The organism is Nitrospirota bacterium (genome assembly GCA_016180645.1).
In the GTDB taxonomy this organism is placed as follows: domain Bacteria; phylum JACPQY01; class JACPQY01; order JACPQY01; family JACPQY01; genus JACPAV01.
The window spans coordinates 146,344-162,149 of sequence record JACPAV010000007.1 but is presented as its reverse complement, the minus strand read 5'-3'; the positions used below and the strand labels follow the sequence as shown (position 1 = coordinate 162,149).

The window sequence follows — 15,806 nt, the reverse complement described above, 5'->3', positions numbered from 1 at the left end:
CGGTTGCACTGCATGCCTGCCGTGCCTACAATCGCCCCATGCCTTACTTCGTTTTTCCCCTCCTCTGCTTCTGCCTTTTGCTCTCGGGATTCGCCGGCTTGCTCTACGAAACTCTGTGGGCGCGATTTCTGTATCTGTATCTCGGCCACACCAGTCATGCACAGGCCATCGTGCTCTCCGTGTTCATGGGCGGCATCGCGCTGGGCAGTGCCACGCTCGGGCGATGGGCGGATCGGCTGGGGTCCAAGGCCGCACCGGCCAATACGTACGACCTCCTGACGGTCTACGCGTGGATCGAGATCCTCATCGGCTTCTACTGCGGTCTCTATCCTGAAATATTCACACGACTAGGCACCGCCTACACGATCATCGGAGAACGATGGTACGAAGAATGGCCGGGCGCCGTGACGCTTCTCAAGGCGGCGTTCTCAATCCTCACCATGCTGATCCCGACGTTCCTCATGGGCGGAACGATCCCGGTGCTTGTCCGCCTGTGCCGGCCGGCCGGCACAGCGGTGGGAAAGACCGCCGGTTGGTTGAACGCGGCCAATACGATTGGAGCCGTGGCCGGAACCCTCCTGGCCGGATTCGTACTCATTGAAACGATCGGCTTGAGCCTTTCGATGCATGTCGGCTCCTTTGCCAATATCGCGGTCGGCCTCCTCGTCATGGGCTTCAGGAGGACGATTGTGGGAGCGGTCCGCAGAACACCTCCCCCCCCCCCGGAACCGTCCAGCGAACCCGACTACGGCACGGGCCGGCAGGCCGTCGCACTGGCGGGCATCTTCATCTCGGGCTTCGCGTCCTTCGCGCTCGAAGTGCTCTGGGCCAGAATCATCGGGCTTTCGCTCGGGTCTTCCGTCTACGCGTTTTCGATCATGCTGGCCACGTTCATCCTCGGCATCGCGCTGGGCAGCCTGGCGGTCGGGGCTCCGGCACTGCGAAAGATGGATCCTCTGCGTGTTTTCATGATCGCTGAATTCGGAATCGGCGCCAGCCTGCTCCTCCTCTACCCTTTGTTTCAAGATCTCCCGTTCTATTTTGCCAAGCTCCGTATGCTGCTTCAGCCGGGCGCCCCCAGTTTCTGGTTGTACAACGGTTTGACCTTCATCGGACTGGTCGCTGTGATGTTCGTGCCCACCGTACTGATTGGGATGACGTTCCCCCTGGCCGCCTCGGCAACCGCCCGCGCGCCCGAATCGCTCGGCAGGCGGGTCGGCAATGTCCTGTTTTGGAATACGGCGGGCAATCTCTCCGGGGCATTGGTCGCTGCTCTTCTCTTCATCCCGTGGCTCGGCATCGAACCGGCCGTTGAAGTGGTGATTGCCCTCAATTTGGGCGCCGGCCTGCTCCTTTGGGCGAGCGCGATTTCGCGTTTTACGCTCCCGTTCGCGGCCGGGGGCGCCGTCGTTCTCGTGGTGGTCCCTCTGGGAATGAGGGCTGTCCACTGGAGTCCCATGGCCTTGCAGTCCGGGCCATACCGGTTCCGCGGCGCACCGCCGCCTCTGCCCGTGAACAAATGGCGGGAAGAAAGCGTCCGGGCCGGTCAAGTCCTGTACTTGAAGGACGACTCGAACGGCTCCGTCTCCCTCGTCCGGGATTTGAATGGAGAGATCAGTCTGAAGGTGGGCGCCAAGACCGACGCCTCCTCCTATGCCGATCTACCGACTGAACTCCTTAGCGCGCACATCCCGATGCTCATCAAGCCCCGCACCGAGGACGTCCTGGTCGTGGGAATGGGAAGCGGGATCACCGCCTCCTCGGTCCTCCTGTATCCGGGAACCTCGGTGCATCAGGTTGAGATCTCTCCCGCCGTGGTGGAGGCTTCCCGCGGCTTCGAACAGCACAACCGATTCGTGCACTCGAATCCCCGGTTTCACGTCCACGTCGAGGACGCCAAGACATACCTGAAGCTTTCTCCCGGTCGGTTCGACCTCATCATCAGCGAGCCGTCCAATCCGTGGATGGCGGGTGTGGCCGGCCTCTTCTCAAAGGAATTCTTCGAGTCCGCCCGAGATCATCTGCGGTCGGGCGGATTGATGGTGCAATGGTTCCACCTGTACGAAATGGACGACCCGACTCTCTCCATCATCCTGAACACCTTCGGATCGGTGTTCCCCCATGTAACGGTATGGAACACCCTGGCCACCGACCTTCTGCTTATCGGATCAAATCGCTCGATCGGGATGGACTTCGACCACCTTCGCGCCCAATTCGACAACGCCGCCATTCGCGAAGACCTCGGTCGCATTCAGGTGACCGAACCGGCAACGCTCCTCGCCCTCCAAGCCCTTCCGGAAGAAGCGTTTCGATTCCTCGTTTCGGGCGACCGGCCGGTGCACACGGACGACGCCCCGCTTCTCGACTACGCTGCGGCGCGCAACTTCTACTCCGGGGCCACCTCGACGGCCCTTCGGAATCATGATGCCCGGATGCGATCACTCGATCGGAGCGGCCTCTTCCTCGCCCGTTACACTCAACAACATCCACTGAGGGAAAGCGACCTGACCTCGATCCTCCAGTACTACCTATCACGAGGCGCGGAAACCGGGCAGATCGCCTCCGTGCTCATGCGGACCATGGAGGAGCTTTCCCCCCACCCCAACTACGCGCAGGATCGGTACCGCATCGGCTTCTACAACGCCATCAACCGTCCGGAGAAGGCAATGGAGATCCTCCGCAAGCACCTGAAGGCGTCCCCCGAAGACTGGAAAGACCGCTGGCTGGTCCAGACGTTCATTGAGATGCTGTTCAAAGAAGCCGAAAACGCCGTATCATGGACCCAGCGAGGATCGATGGTAGAAGCGCTCAACCAAGTGGCAGCCGCCATACCACGGCTGGCCACCGATCGCTTGCCGAACTGGAGACGGTTGGCGGAAATCGCATGGCGGTACGGCGAGCACGATGCGGCGGCCACGTATTTTCTCCGCGCCGTACAGGAAGCCGGTGGGATGAAGAGATCCAACGATGAGCTTCTGGCCATGGCGTCTCTGTCTCTTCTGGAGGCGGGGAAGACCACTCAGGCCGTGCAACTGGCACGGAGCGCACTGGAGCTGAACGCCAGAAATATGACGGCCCGATACGTGATGAGGAGGCTCGATGAAGCGAGGTAGGTTCGACACTCTTATTGAATTGACGAACGTCATCGAGGCCCGTAAGCGCACCCTGCCTGAAGGGTCCTACGTGGCATCGCTCATCAGGAAAGGCCGCGTGGAAATTCTCAAGAAAATCGGCGAGGAGGCTTTTGAAACCGCCCTGGCCTCGCTCACGCGGCGTAGGAGGAGGCTGATTTCCGAATTGGCCGACCTCTGGTTCCACATCCTTGTGCTCATGGCCGCGGAAAACGTCGGCATCGAGGACATCTTGAAGGAGCTGGAAGCCCGGAAAGGCAAGAGAAGGGGTAAGTCGAAAACGGACCGCTGATGGCCCCCCACTCCCAGGTCAACTACGCCGCAGAGTACGAAGAGTGGGTCCACCGCTACGCGCCCCAGCCATCCGAGCTCCGCGAGACGTCACGGACCGGAGAAGCGCGGCCCCCCGTCTCTGAAAGTTTTCTTCGGTGCCTCTGGTACGACCAGCTCTTCATCCCACGGCTCCTCGCCTCCGAGGGCGGTGATCGCATCGTGGTCGAGTTTCCCGGATTCTGGAACGTCGGTCCGGGACCGGACTTCACCCAGGCGCGGCTGAGGATCGGTGAGCGACAGGTTACGGGCGATGTGGAGTTGCACCTCCGGGCAGGCGACTGGAAGACCCACGGTCACGGGGCCGACAAGGCCTACAACGGCGTTGTGCTGCACGCGGCCCTATGGAGGGGATCCGGCTCTTCCCCGCCGCGCAATTTTTCGGACAAGGCGATCCCGCAAGCCATACTGGAGGAATGTCTGGTACGACCTCTTGAAGATCTTGTGGGAGAAATCGATCCCGAGCACTATCCGGGGCGTTCCCCTTCGGCTTTGGGTTTCTGCCACCCGCACATCGCCGACGCGGGCCCTGCCCGGAAAAAGATGATGGATTGGATCTCGAAGGCCGCCGATGCGCGGTTCGAGACGAAAATCCGCCGCGCGCAACGCTGGATTGGCGAGTCGGCTTCCCTCTCCGAAGCCTTCGTCTGCTCATGGGTGGAGAACTGGGGCTTCGGCGGTTTTCGCGAAACCTACCTGCACGCCGCCCTCGCATGTCGAAATGTCGGTCTCCGCGCCCTTATGGAGGGCGGTCCCCTCCCGGCGGAGGAGCGCACGGAGAGACTTCTGATGGGAGCCCTTCGTTCCGGATTGGATGGATCCCCCCGCCGAAGCGCCCGACCCAGCCTTTCCCATCCTCGCCGCGTGGCCTTCATCACGCACACGCTCCTTACGCTGTTTCTGGATCGGGGTTGGCTGGTTCTCGAACAGATGATCCGAGCCCTCGATCCCGCCGAATCGCCTCGGAAGGGCCTTCAGCGCCTTCGGGAAGGACTCGGGATGCTTATCCCTCGCCCGGCCAAGTGCGCCCTCCTTCAGAGTGTGAGTCGCCATGGGATTTCGGCTCCTCGAATCGGAGCCGATACGCGGGACATTCTCCTTCTGAATTTTCTGCTCCCGTTCGCCTCGGCTTGGGCGCGCCATGAGAATTCGATCGAGCGCGAGAAGGCCGCGCATGCCCTTTTTGAAGTCACACCGCGCCTTCCGGAGAACCGCATCGAGAGGGCCGCAGTAAGGCGGATGTTCGGAAGTTCGCTCACCCGAGGGGGGCGTTCCCTCCGGACTCCGGCAGCCAAAGGAAATCCCTTGCTCCGTTCGGCCCGCTTCCAGCAGGGGCTCCACCGCATCTACGAAGATTTCTGCTCGAAAGGGCTTGACGGATGCGAGCGTTGCCCCATACCCTCCTCATTGATGGAGATTGCCCGCTCATGAAAATCTGGTCGGTGGCCGCGCTTGCCGCGCTCCTCCTTGCACCTTCCTGCAAGAAACCGGGAACACCGCCTGAAAAATCGGCGGCCTCGACGAAGTCCGCAGAGGTGCCGCTTGGAGCGGCGGCCGCCCTCGTTCCGAGCGGAATCGAGGCCCCGGAAGCGGCCGCCACGAACGCCCCCACGATCCTCACCCTGCCTCCGACCACCGGCACGCTGACGGACCGTCAGAAGCTGAGACTGGTGGTTGTACTCGATCTGGATTCCCCGGAAACCCGGAGGGAAGCCGAGGGGCGCATGCACGAATACCAGGACTACATCATTCTGATCCTGGCCGACCGATCTTCCAACGACCTCCTCAACTCCTTCGCCCGCGATGACTTGCGCTACGCCATCTTCGAGGCGATCCGGAACACGCTCCCGCCCCGCGGTCTCAAGAAAGTCTACTTCACCGAATTCGTCATCGAGTAAACGCTCCGAAGAAAAAGAGTCGGCGGAGTATCAGGGATCGAGGTTGCTTCGCTTCGCCCCGCTAAGCGGGGCTTCGCTCGCAACGACTCCCAGCAAGCGTCATTGCGAAGGACGGGCATCCTGGCCCGGACTGAAGCAATCTCTACAATCATTTGCAGAACAACCGACTACGCCCCGAACGTCCGGCACCATTCCACGGTCAGCTTCACCACCCTTTCACGATCTTCCTCCTTCGTGAACTGGTGGTCCGCCTTGTTCAGAATGGTCAGACTGCGCGTCTTCGGCAGCGCGGCATAGATCTCCTGGGCGCACTTCAGCGGAACAAGCTCGTCGCCGCTCCCGTGGAGGACCAGCGTGGGGAGATGGAGAAGGCGGGCCGACTCCAGAATATTGAATGGCCGCGCATCATCCGCGAATTCGTAACGCACACGGTTCGCGCCGGACTCCCACATCCCGGTCTTCTTCCATTCCCGAACCTGATCCTCGGACATGAAGTCGTTTACATACTGCAACGTGCTGGATGGCGAGGCGATGAGGACGACACAGGCGAGCTTGTAGGGTCTCCGAGCCGCATGGAGGATCGCCGTGGCGGCACCCATGCTGGAACCGACCAAACTCAACCTCGAAGGGGTATACCCGTCCTCGAGAAAATCGACCGCGGAGGAAACATCACGCACCTGTTGGCCGTAAAGGATCAGCCCCGGTTCACCCTCCGACTCCCCGCAGGAAGTGAAGTCAAACCGAAGTGCGTTCAATCCGGCCCCCTCGCACCGCTCCGCCAGCGCCCTCGCTTTCCGCCCCTCCTTGCTGGAAAACATGCCGTGACACAAGATCACCCACGGCCGGTTCTTCCCCTCGCTCCCCACGTGAACCACGCCCGAAAGCAACTGGTTCTTCGAGTTCTTGAAACTGATTTTGCTCTGCATGTTCGCCTGAGACCGGACCTACGAAAAGCGGCGGAGTAGTGCTAACCTTTCCCGCATGGCCACCACGATAGGGCGCTTCACGTTCAATGTCCAGTTTCCTGTGGCCGGGGTGTACACGGGGAAGGGCACTGAGAAGATGTTTCCCACGTGGCGTTCATGGGGGCCGGACCTCGTGGAAGTTCGGCTCGACCATTTCGATCCGAAACCGCTCCCGGAATACCTTCGCATGGTTCAATCACTCAAGGCCGTTCTTCCGTGCCCCTTCCTGCTGACGGTTCGCTCCAACAAGGAAGGGGGCGGACCACTATCGAAATCGCTGGACGACAAGCAGCGGTATTTTCTCTTCGACTGCCTGGCGGAGGAAGTCGAAGGGATCGACGTTGAACTGGCTTCTCTGATCGCCGGAAAAGTCGCTGCCCTCTGCGCACAGCGGAAGAAGACGCTGGTGGTTTCGGTTCACGATTTCAAGAGGACGCCCCCGGATTCGGTGCTCATCTCGTGGCTCAAGAAGGCCAAGTCCGCCAAAGCCGACGTTGTGAAAATCGCATGTCACGCGGCTTCGTTGGAGGACGCGCTCCGCCTCCTCAATTTCGCCTTGAAAAACCGAAAGACACCCCTCGTCGCCATTCCGATGGGCGACCTCGCCCGGCCTCTGCGTCTTCTCGCGCCCCTCTTCGGCTCCCGCTGGGCCTACGCCTACCTCGACTCCCCCACCGCTCCCGGCCAGTACTCTCTCCCCAACTTCCGCGACATCGCGCGAAGATTGTAGCCACGACCGAGGCGGAGGTCATCGCGAGTCAAATCCGCCGGAAGGCGGATGACGTGGCAATCTCCCGCCCGTCATTGTGGACTTCTCCAGTAACATTCGGCCCTGCACCTTCACCCATTCATCGAGGGAGGCAACACCATGTTTGGCAAGTCAAACAAATTGCGAGTGCCGTCGAAGGATGAAGCCCTGCCGGGGAGGACAGAACCCATGCGCGTGCCTTCCCGTCACTATGTCAACGGGAATCCCCTCTCGCCGCCGTTTCCCGGCAAGGAGTTGGCCATGTTCGGCATGGGATGTTTCTGGGGCGCCGAGAAAAAGTATTGGTCGGCTCCTGGCGTCTATTCCACTGCCGTCGGATACGCCGCAGGTCACACCCCGAATCCCACCTACGAGGAAATCTGCTCCGGACGGACCGGCCACGCGGAAGTGGTGCGAGTCGTTTTCGATCCCGCCGCGGTTCGGTACACCGACCTCCTCAAAATCTTCTGGGAAAGTCACGATCCCACCCAGGGCATGCGTCAGGGCAATGATGTCGGTACCCAGTACCGATCCGGAATCTACGCCTACTCGCCGGAGCAGAAGCGCCCCGCCGAAGCTTCACGCGACGATTTCCAGCGCGCGCTCAAGACCGCCGGATACGGGGCGATCACCACTGAGATTCTGTCCGCACCGCAGTTCTACTACGCCGAGGACTACCACCAGCAGTACCTCGCCAAGAACCCCATGGGCTACTGCGGCCTCGGCGGCACCGGCGTAACATGCGCCCCCCAAGGATGGGGTAGTGCCGCGTGAGGACAGGAGTCCGGAGCGGCCCCCATCGGGGTCTCCGCCGCGCAGTAGGCGTTAGTCGGGATGGATGACGGAGAGGCCCAGAAAACGCTCGAACGCGTCGAAATCACGGTCGTTGTGAAGGAGTGAATGTCCCTCACGAATGCAGAAAGTGGCAATCCACACGTCCATCGTCTTGCGCACGGTCTTCCCGTGGGCACGGAGCCGACGGTAGTTTCTGACGGCCTCCATCGCGAAATCCATCCCACCCGTCGCGAACCCTTCGAGCGAAGTCAACTCCCCCCGCACCCGATCGAAGGTCCGATCGTCCGGAATGCCTTGGAGCACCTCACATAAAATGAGGTCGGTAATCCCAAGTCGCTGACGTCCAAGTTCAAGGTCAAGCCACCGTGTGTGAGGAGTTGGCGTTCCCCGGAAGTAGTCGATCCAGACCGTCGTATCAACGATAACCAGCGGGATCAGCGCTCCGAACGAGACCTGCGCATCCGATTCAAGTCGCCGATCCAGCGGATGTTCCCTCTCAACCGACGTAGGCCTTCTTGTGCCTTGATCTGAAGAAGGAGCTGCAAACCCGCTTCGACGGTAGCCCTCTTCGTGGGGAGTCCCGCCGCGCGCTGAGCTCGCGCCATCAAGTTGTCATCGATCACGATATTCGTCCGCATCGCCATCTCTCCTTCCCGTGTGTATAGAATGCCAGTTCAATGTGTATTCGTCAACCCCGACAAACGGGATCCCCGGGCGACCTCCCAAGCGCAATCAGACCTTTCGCTCGAATACCCGATAGGTCTTGTAAACCTTCCCGCCGGCCATCTCGATGGCGCGGCGCATGCGGGGGTTGGATTCCAAAATCCACGACATCTCGACCCATTCGTAGCCGCGCTTCAACACTTCTTCCCACGTCTTGAGGTACAGCAATGAGGCAAAGGCTTGATCGTGGAACTCCTTCCTCACACCAAGGGCGAACACACGGGCTGAATTTATCCGCTTTCGGGCCGCAAGGAACTTCAGCAGCCCAAAGGGCAGGATCTTCCCCTGCATTGGGCGCAGGGGCACATTGTAATCGGGAATGGTAATCGAAAGGCCGATCGGCTTGCCGTCCAGTTCAAGCCAGTAGCACAGGTCCTCATCCAGAAAGTACTTCAGGCCCCACGCGACGAATCGGAACTCTTCACGGTCCATCGGCACAAATCCCCAGTTCTTGCTCCACGCGTCGTTGTACACCTCGCCGAAGAAATCGACGATGGTGTCGAACTCCCGTTTTCGCATATTGCGAACACGGACGCCCTGCTTCTGCCCGACACTCTGCGCGACCGCTTTCAAGGGTTCGGGCGGCGCGAGGGTCCCATGGCGATTCACCTCGCCGTCCCCGGAGCGAAGCGCAGGGGGCAGCGGTTTCGCATCCAGCCGGTAGGCCAGAAGATCCATCGCCTTGGTCAAGCCTTCAGCCTCCAACAGCTTTACGTAGTAGGCGGGATTGTAGGTCATAAGAATCATGGGCGTTGAACCGAATCCGTCAACGAGGAGTCCACACTCATGATTGGTCGAGAAATTGAACGGGCCCCTCAGTGTTTTCATTCCCTTCCTCTTTGCGAAATCGAGAGCTGCCCCTATGAGGGCGCCGGAGACTTTGGGATCGTTCGTGGTTTCGAAAAACCCAAAGTGGGCCGTGTCCTCCTTGTGAAAGTTTGCGAAGGCCCGGTCGATGAAGGCGATCAGGCACCCCAAGGGCCGATTTCCTTCCCGAGCCACGATGTAGCTGCACTCGGCATGCTTGAAAAAGGGATTCTTCTCAGGGTTGAAGAAGTGTTTTCGTTCGACTCTAAGCGGGGCCACGAAATTCGCATCGTTCCGGTAGACCTCCAACTGGATCTGAAAGAACTCGCGCAACCAACTGCGGCCGTCAAGCTCAAGAATCTCCACGAACGACCCCTTCCAAAATGAAAAGTTGGGTTTCAGCCGGTGAATATCCGGCCGCCGCAAGAATGGCTGCCGAATCCTCTCCCAGCGAGGGCGCCGGAGATACATGATCGACGGAGACCCCGCCCAGATCCAGAGGAAATCGGACCAGTCGTTGTTCTGGAATCTTGGGATGCGGCAGCGCCTTGAGGATTTCCGTCGCTTCGGTTTGGGGATGGGACACGACCTGCGCGATGTCCTGAACCGGGGCGGCAGGAACGCCGGCGCCACGCAGACGTTCCAGCCACACCTGAACGGCCTCACCCCGAATCTTGTCCGCTATGGATGCCGACAAAACGGCCCGATGGGCCACCCGATCAGGGTTCGATTTGAACCGCGGGTCGGAAACCCAAGATTCCATTCCGAGCAACCTGCACAGGGCTGCGAACTGTCGATCGTTCCCCGCAGCCAGCATGAGCCATCCATCACCTGCTTGGAACGCCTCGTAGGGCGCGATCAAGCCCAGCGCCGAGCCCATGGGTCTGGGCGTGTTTCCCGTACCCAAATAGCCCGCAATCTGAAACGCGAGCCAATTGACCGCCACTTCGTAAAGCGAAGTCTTGACGTGCTGCGCTCCGGCGGTGTCCCGTACCCGGAGGGCCGAGAGGATGGCGATCACGGCCCACATCCCCGTCCCTTGATCCACCACAGATACCCCTGCTCGCGACGGTGGGCGCTCCGGTTCACCCGTGACGCTCATGATTCCCGCCGCAGCCTGCATCAGCGGATCGTACCCCGGTTGGTCTTTCAGCGGGCCGCGATCGCCGTAGGCCCCGATCGAGCAGTAGATCACCCGGCTATTTCGACTCTTCACCACATCAAATCCAAGTCCAAGCCTCTCCACTTCACCGGGACGTAGGTTCTGTACGAAGATGTCGGCCTTCTCCGCAAGGCGCAGCACGATGTCCCGGCCCGATGGCTTCTTGAGATCCACCGCCAGTGATTTCTTGTTCGCATTCATCGAGAGATACGCCGCGCTGATGCCGTTCCAGAACGGGGGTCCCCAACTTCTCGTGTCGTCGCCTCGCTCAGGGTGCTCGATCTTGATCACGTCGGCGCCGAGCGCTCCCAGAATCAAAGTGCAATACGGTCCCGCTATGGAGGTTGTCAGATCCAGGACGCGAATCCCGTCTAGCGGCCGGCTCATAAAGACTGCCGAGTAAGATTGTGACCGGCGTCCCCAATGTCATTGCGAGTGCAGCGAAGCAATCTCATGGACCCCTGGCCTCCCGATCCCTCAATACGAACGCGGAAGCCCGAGCACATGCTCCCCCAAGTACGCCAGAATCAAATTGTTCGAGATAGGCGCGACCGAATACAGCCGTGTCTCGCGGAACTTCCGCTCCACGTCGTACTCCTGCGCAAAACCGAAACCCCCATGCGCATCGAGACAGACATTCGCGGCCTGCCAGGAGGCTTCAGATGCCAGAAGCTTCGCCGTATTGGCCTCCGCCCCACACGGTTGCCCCTTCTCGAACAGCCACGCCGCCTTGTATCGCATGAGGTCTGCCGACTCGATGGCCGCATGCGCGCGCGCTATCGGGAACTGCACGCCTTGATTGGCTCCGATCGGTTTGCCAAAGACAACCCGCTCCGAGGCATATTTGACCGCCTTCTCGATGAACCACCGTCCATCGCCGATGCACTCAGCTGCAATGAGCACCCGCTCGGCGTTCATCCCGTCCAGGATGTACTTGAACCCTTTCCCTTCTTCGCCGACCAACGCGTCCGCCGGGATTTCCACTCCGTCGAAAAAGATTTCCGTAGTGGAATGATTCATCAGCGTCTTGATCGGCTTGATGGTCATCTTCTTCCCCGCGGCTTTCATGTCGATGAGAAACGTGGAAAGCCCTTCCGTCTTCTTCTTCACCTTGTCGAGCGGCGTCGTTCGTGCCAGGAGCAGCATGAGATCGGAATATTCCGCGCGGGAGGTCCAGATCTTCTGTCCCCGGATGACATAGCCGGCGCCCGTCCGTTCCGCGGTCGTCTGGATTTTGGTGGTATCTGAACCCACGGTGGGTTCAGTGACACCGAACGCCTGGAGTCTCAGTTCACCGGAGGCGATTTTCGGAAGGAACTTCTTTTTCTGTTCTTCGCTCCCGTGACGAAGCAGTGTGCCCATGATGTACATCTGGGCGTGACATGCCGCCGCGTTGCAGCCGGATGCATTCACCTCTTCGAGAATCACACTCGCGGCGGTTAGTCCCAGACCGGCGCCGCCGTACGGCTGTGGGATTAGGGCCGCGAGCCAGCCATGTTTCGTGAGAGCGGAAACGAATGCTTCAGGGTATCGGTCCGGTTCCAGACCGCGCCAGTACTCCCCCGGGAACTGTTTGCACAGATCCCGCACGGCTGCGCGAATGTCCTTCAGCTGATCCGGGACGCCGAAATCCACGTCTCGACCCTACCACAGCCGCATCCCTCGCTCTACAGAAGCAGCCTCCGCGGCCCGTGGGAGCAGATTTTCTATGCCGAGTTCGACGGCCGCCGCAAGAAACGCGTCCTCGTCAAAATCATCGGCGAGTAGGTCTCAACTCCAGCCTTGCATGGTTACAACTTAAGGGACAGGTCTTGAATCGTGCATCGGACCGCCGGAGAGATTCGCAACGAGGGGAGCTTCGCCTTTCAAGCGGCTGACTTTCATGATCGAGAAACCGAGAATGTTGCCCTGCTTGTCCACCCTCTCCATGACCGCGTCGTTCTGCGTCGCACGCATGAATCCCGGCCGGTCCGAAAAAAGCACCTCAAGGTAATCCCCCTCCGGATCGAACCAGATTTTCACTTTTTGGGCCATAGTTGCTCTCCTTTCTTCGGCTTGTCGGTCAAGTAACTCGTCAAGACGAAGGCGTCATCACCGGAATACTTTACCACAACGCATAGCCACTTTCCGCCCAGGTTCGTCCGTTCAAGATGCCGGTAGAACAAGTGGGCGTGCTCATCCGTCGCTGACTGAAGGACCTTTTCCGGTGCCTTGAGAACTTCTCCAATTTCGCCCTCCATGCCGGCCATTTCGGGATGACCGAGGATGTGTTTGAGGCGTTCATCGGTAAGTCGGACACTCGCCCCGCGGTAGTCTTCAATAACCCTGATAGGTTCTTACCCCACGGCTTTCAGTCAAGGAACTCCGGCTTCCGGCTCAGGAGCTCCCCACACATCAACGGTGGCTAGGCTCCAAGAATCGGATCTCGGTGAGGAACTTCGCCATCTGGCGGAGGTAGTCGCCTTTGTCGAGATGAAGCAGATGGCTGCCGGGGTACCAGTGGATGCGGCAGCGGCCCCAATGGTCCCAAAGGAGACGCGAATGCTTGGGAGGGGCCAACCGGTCGCCCACGCCGCCGATGATCATCAACCGGTTCTTGGGGAGCACCGGGCGGTAGGTCAGAGGGCAGTGCACGGCCAGCATGTGGCGGATGTCCTTCACCGACCTCCGAAGCGCGAAGAGCATCAGCCGCACGGCCTTCCCCACCGGTTCCCATTCCAACACGAGGTCCGCAATGCTCACCACCGGCACGTTGGGAACGGAGAACTGGAGGCGCGGTTCGGCACAGGCCAGGATGGCCGACGTGTATCCCCCCAGGCTCACCCCTGTCACGCCGATCTTCTTCGCACCCATCTCGCGCTCAAGAAAATTCATCAGGATCCGGAAATCGTACACGGCATGCGCGAAAGCCTCGTTCATATGGGAAAGCCCGTAGGCAAAAAAACCGTGCCCGCTGAAAGGAGAAAACTTTGACTGTCTTCGACCGTGGAAGGGCAGCGTGTACAGCAGCACGTCGCACCCTTTGCGATAGAACCACGGCAAGGCGAAGAACCACTCGTTCAACCAGTAGGGGTCGGCAAAAAACCCGTGCACCGCGATGATCGTCGGCCTCGGCCCTTCGTTGTGTCTCCAATACCTCGCGCGGGCGATCCGGTTCTCCCCAATGCTGAGGTAGCTCTTCCGAAGGTGCGGATTCACCGGTTCGAAAGGACTCTCAAAGCTGAGGTCCTCGCACACCCCCCCTTCCGGACGGAAGTACGGCCACCGCGGCGTTTCCCTCCGAATCGGGTGGTCCTTTGGAGGCTCGTGAAAGAATTGTTGCGGGTCGCCGCTATCCGCCATCAACTCATAAAAGTCCCGATCTCGAAACATCTCTCGGATCTTGAAGGGGTGGTAGCCGATGGGAAGGGCCAGTGCTCCAATCAGCGAGGCGCCGGCAGTACGGATGAAGACGTCGGATGCGGCCGTGGCTTCCACACGCCACAGGTCGCGGAATTTCAGCTCAAACCCTTCCGGCCGTTCGCTGAAGTTGCTTTCGAGGTATCTCCACCACGGGCCCTTGGGCAGAATCCGTGGCGCATGCTGGTAGGCCTCGTGAGCGATGCGCGAGACAATCGTGGATCGCGAGTCCTCCGGCGACGTCTTTCGGTCTTTCACGTTATGCACCGGCCTTTTGGCGCCCCAGATGCTTCATGCAAGCCTTCGAGGCCATCATCCCGCTGATCAGGCACGGCATGATCCCCGCCCCGAGCACGCTGGCGCCGGCGAGGTAAAGCCCCGGTATCCCTATTTGAGTAGTGAATCTGCGGAACGTCGTCTGATCGGGACTGTGCTCGGGACCGTAGATGCCCCCTTCGCGTCCGCGCACAAAATGCCAGACCGTGGCCGGGGTCGCGCTCTCCTTCAATACGATGTGATCACGCAGTCCCGGCACATACCGCTCGGCACTCTCCAGGACCTTCTCAGCGATCTCCTCCTTGATCGCGCCATACGCCGGACCCCGCTTCATGGCCGGCTTCTCGAACCACGGCTTGAACGGTTCCGTGGGCGCAAAGGTGATGAACTCCACGATCTGGTGACCCGCGGGCGCGCGCTCGGACTCCGGGTCCTTCAACGTGGGCGAGGTGAGGAAAAAAAATGGCTTTTCCGGAATCCGATTGTCATAGACCGTTTGATAGAGCGCCTCGATGTCATTCGTTCCGTAGTGCCAAATGTTGGCGTCGGTGACGCCGGACTTCGAAACATCGAGATCGGTCGCCACATACACGCAGAACGATCCCAGGCTGGGGCGGATGCTCTTGGCTTTCCGTCGCGTTCGGTAGCTCGGTTTCTTCCCATGGATCATTTCGACGGTGTTTTTCACGTCCACGTTCGAAATCACCGAACGCGCTTCGAAGCGTTCTCCCTTCTCCGTTTCGACCGCGAACTTGTGTTTGCCGAGGACCTCGATCCGACGAACCAACGCGTTTCGCTTCAACTCCGCTCCGTGTTTCTCCAGTGCGGTCACATAGGCGTCGCGCATGGCGCCGCTCCCGCCGACGGGATAGTACGCGCCGCCCAGATAGTGCGTCAGGAGAACAATGGAGGTGATGGCGCTCGCGCGGCTGGGCGGCACGCCGATGTCGCCGCCCGGGCCCGCGAACACGTTTCGCAGAACCGGATCCTTGAAATAGCGGGCGAGAAGATCCGAGTACGGACGAGTGAACAAGGGAATCAAGTCTCCGGACATCTTGAGCACGCGGACCGCCTCCGCCAGCGTGGGCCGTTTCATGGCGGCCTTCGAGAGTGTCTCGCAGCCCCTCATGAGATCCAGAAACCGGCGGATCGCGACTTCTTCCTTTGGGAAATCCTTCACAAGGAGGTCGCCCCAGCGGTCGATGCCTTTCACAAGCTTTGCCTCGTAGCCATCGAACACATACCGGTCTATGCAGTCGGGATTGATCTCACGAAATCGAATCTCCTCAAGGCCGAGCGAATCGAGTACCCCGCGCATCGTCTGGCCGGGACCCGCCTCGCCCACATAGTGGATGCCCACGTCGAAATGATAGTGCTTCCGCGCGAACGGATTGAGCATCCCACCGAACTGCTTTCCGGCTTCGAGAAGTAGGACGCTTCGTCCGGCGCGTTGGAGGGACAGACCCGCCGTGAGGCCGCCAATGCCGGTCCCGATCACGATCGCGTCGAATGCTCGCGCCATTTCTTGCCTCGCACGGAGTGTACTCCAAGGCATCCTCGTGACAAGCCTTT

General features: G+C 60.2%; 16 protein-coding genes and 1 pseudogene. 7 read left to right on the top strand and 10 right to left on the bottom strand.

What is annotated here, in order from left to right; translation table 11 throughout:
• Positions 1 to 38: 38 nt before the first annotated feature.
• From HYT87_06480 to HYT87_06465, 4 genes are read left to right on the top strand one after another with little or no spacing between them, the layout of a single operon-like run.
• Entirely contained in the window at positions 39 to 3,113 is a 3,075-nt protein-coding gene (locus tag HYT87_06480) for a methyltransferase (GenBank protein MBI2059402.1), read from the top strand.
• Entirely contained in the window at positions 3,100 to 3,423 is a 324-nt protein-coding gene (locus HYT87_06475) for a phosphoribosyl-ATP diphosphatase (protein MBI2059401.1), read from the top strand. Before HYT87_06480 ends, HYT87_06475 begins: the two co-directional genes overlap by 14 nt.
• Complete coding sequence (locus HYT87_06470; GenBank protein ID MBI2059400.1) at positions 3,423 to 4,892, top strand: DUF2851 family protein; 1,470 nt, start codon at positions 3,423 to 3,425, stop codon at positions 4,890 to 4,892. Before HYT87_06475 ends, HYT87_06470 begins: the two co-directional genes overlap by 1 nt.
• Positions 4,889 to 5,359: a flagellar basal body-associated FliL family protein gene (locus HYT87_06465; protein MBI2059399.1), complete on the top strand. Its 471-nt coding sequence runs from the start codon at positions 4,889 to 4,891 to the stop codon at positions 5,357 to 5,359. Before HYT87_06470 ends, HYT87_06465 begins: the two co-directional genes overlap by 4 nt.
• A 167-nt stretch (positions 5,360 to 5,526) precedes the next feature.
• On the opposite strand, the gene HYT87_06460 is transcribed toward HYT87_06465, so the two are convergent.
• The gene (locus HYT87_06460; GenBank protein MBI2059398.1) at positions 5,527 to 6,285 is read right to left on the bottom strand and encodes an alpha/beta fold hydrolase; all 759 of its coding nucleotides are present in this window, start codon (positions 6,283 to 6,285) and stop codon (positions 5,527 to 5,529) included.
• Between the two features lie 55 nt (positions 6,286 to 6,340).
• Here HYT87_06460 and HYT87_06455 point away from each other — a divergent pair, with 55 nt between their 5' ends.
• Positions 6,341 to 7,054 carry a type I 3-dehydroquinate dehydratase gene (locus HYT87_06455; GenBank protein ID MBI2059397.1) on the top strand — a complete coding sequence of 238 codons (714 nt, stop codon included), beginning with the start codon at positions 6,341 to 6,343 and terminating at the stop codon, positions 7,052 to 7,054.
• A 138-nt stretch (positions 7,055 to 7,192) separates the two neighbouring features.
• Positions 7,193 to 7,846 (top strand): peptide-methionine (S)-S-oxide reductase MsrA, encoded by a 654-nt coding sequence (gene msrA, locus HYT87_06450; GenBank protein ID MBI2059396.1) that lies wholly within the window; start codon positions 7,193 to 7,195, stop codon positions 7,844 to 7,846.
• A gap of 51 nt (positions 7,847 to 7,897) precedes the next feature.
• Here the strand turns inward: msrA and HYT87_06445 are convergent, their stop codons facing one another.
• The 5 genes from HYT87_06445 to HYT87_06425 form a co-directional block, all read right to left on the bottom strand.
• Positions 7,898 to 8,296 carry a PIN domain nuclease gene (locus tag HYT87_06445; GenBank protein MBI2059395.1) on the bottom strand — a complete coding sequence of 133 codons (399 nt, stop codon included), beginning with the start codon at positions 8,294 to 8,296 and terminating at the stop codon, positions 7,898 to 7,900.
• A gap of 5 nt (positions 8,297 to 8,301) precedes the next feature.
• Entirely contained in the window at positions 8,302 to 8,505 is a 204-nt protein-coding gene (locus tag HYT87_06440; protein MBI2059394.1) for a type II toxin-antitoxin system VapB family antitoxin, read from the bottom strand.
• A 94-nt stretch (positions 8,506 to 8,599) separates the two neighbouring features.
• Positions 8,600 to 9,763, bottom strand: a complete 1,164-nt coding sequence (locus HYT87_06435; protein MBI2059393.1) for a hypothetical protein — start codon at positions 9,761 to 9,763, stop codon at positions 8,600 to 8,602.
• Positions 9,750 to 10,946, bottom strand: a complete 1,197-nt coding sequence (locus HYT87_06430; GenBank protein MBI2059392.1) for a CoA transferase — start codon at positions 10,944 to 10,946, stop codon at positions 9,750 to 9,752. The genes HYT87_06435 and HYT87_06430 overlap by 14 nt, the downstream gene beginning before the upstream one ends.
• 90 nt (positions 10,947 to 11,036) lie before the next feature.
• The gene (locus tag HYT87_06425) at positions 11,037 to 12,194 is read right to left on the bottom strand and encodes an acyl-CoA/acyl-ACP dehydrogenase (GenBank protein ID MBI2059391.1); all 1,158 of its coding nucleotides are present in this window, start codon (positions 12,192 to 12,194) and stop codon (positions 11,037 to 11,039) included.
• A gap of 51 nt (positions 12,195 to 12,245) precedes the next feature.
• Between HYT87_06425 and HYT87_06420 the strand changes: the two are divergent.
• Positions 12,246 to 12,326 (top strand): annotated as a pseudogene (locus HYT87_06420) (YjbQ family protein).
• Positions 12,327 to 12,356: 30 nt separating this feature from the next.
• Here HYT87_06420 and HYT87_06415 read toward each other — a convergent pair.
• The 4 genes from HYT87_06415 to HYT87_06400 form a co-directional block, all read right to left on the bottom strand.
• Positions 12,357 to 12,593: a DUF2283 domain-containing protein gene (locus HYT87_06415; GenBank protein MBI2059390.1), complete on the bottom strand. Its 237-nt coding sequence runs from the start codon at positions 12,591 to 12,593 to the stop codon at positions 12,357 to 12,359.
• The gene (locus HYT87_06410) at positions 12,578 to 12,889 is read right to left on the bottom strand and encodes a hypothetical protein (protein MBI2059389.1); all 312 of its coding nucleotides are present in this window, start codon (positions 12,887 to 12,889) and stop codon (positions 12,578 to 12,580) included. The genes HYT87_06415 and HYT87_06410 overlap by 16 nt, the downstream gene beginning before the upstream one ends.
• A 64-nt stretch (positions 12,890 to 12,953) precedes the next feature.
• Complete coding sequence (locus HYT87_06405) at positions 12,954 to 14,126, bottom strand: alpha/beta hydrolase family protein (protein MBI2059388.1); 1,173 nt, start codon at positions 14,124 to 14,126, stop codon at positions 12,954 to 12,956.
• A gap of 91 nt (positions 14,127 to 14,217) precedes the next feature.
• On the bottom strand, positions 14,218 to 15,756 hold the full coding sequence (locus tag HYT87_06400) for an NAD(P)/FAD-dependent oxidoreductase (GenBank protein MBI2059387.1): 1,539 nt from the start codon (positions 15,754 to 15,756) through the stop codon (positions 14,218 to 14,220).
• Positions 15,757 to 15,806 lie beyond the last annotated feature (50 nt).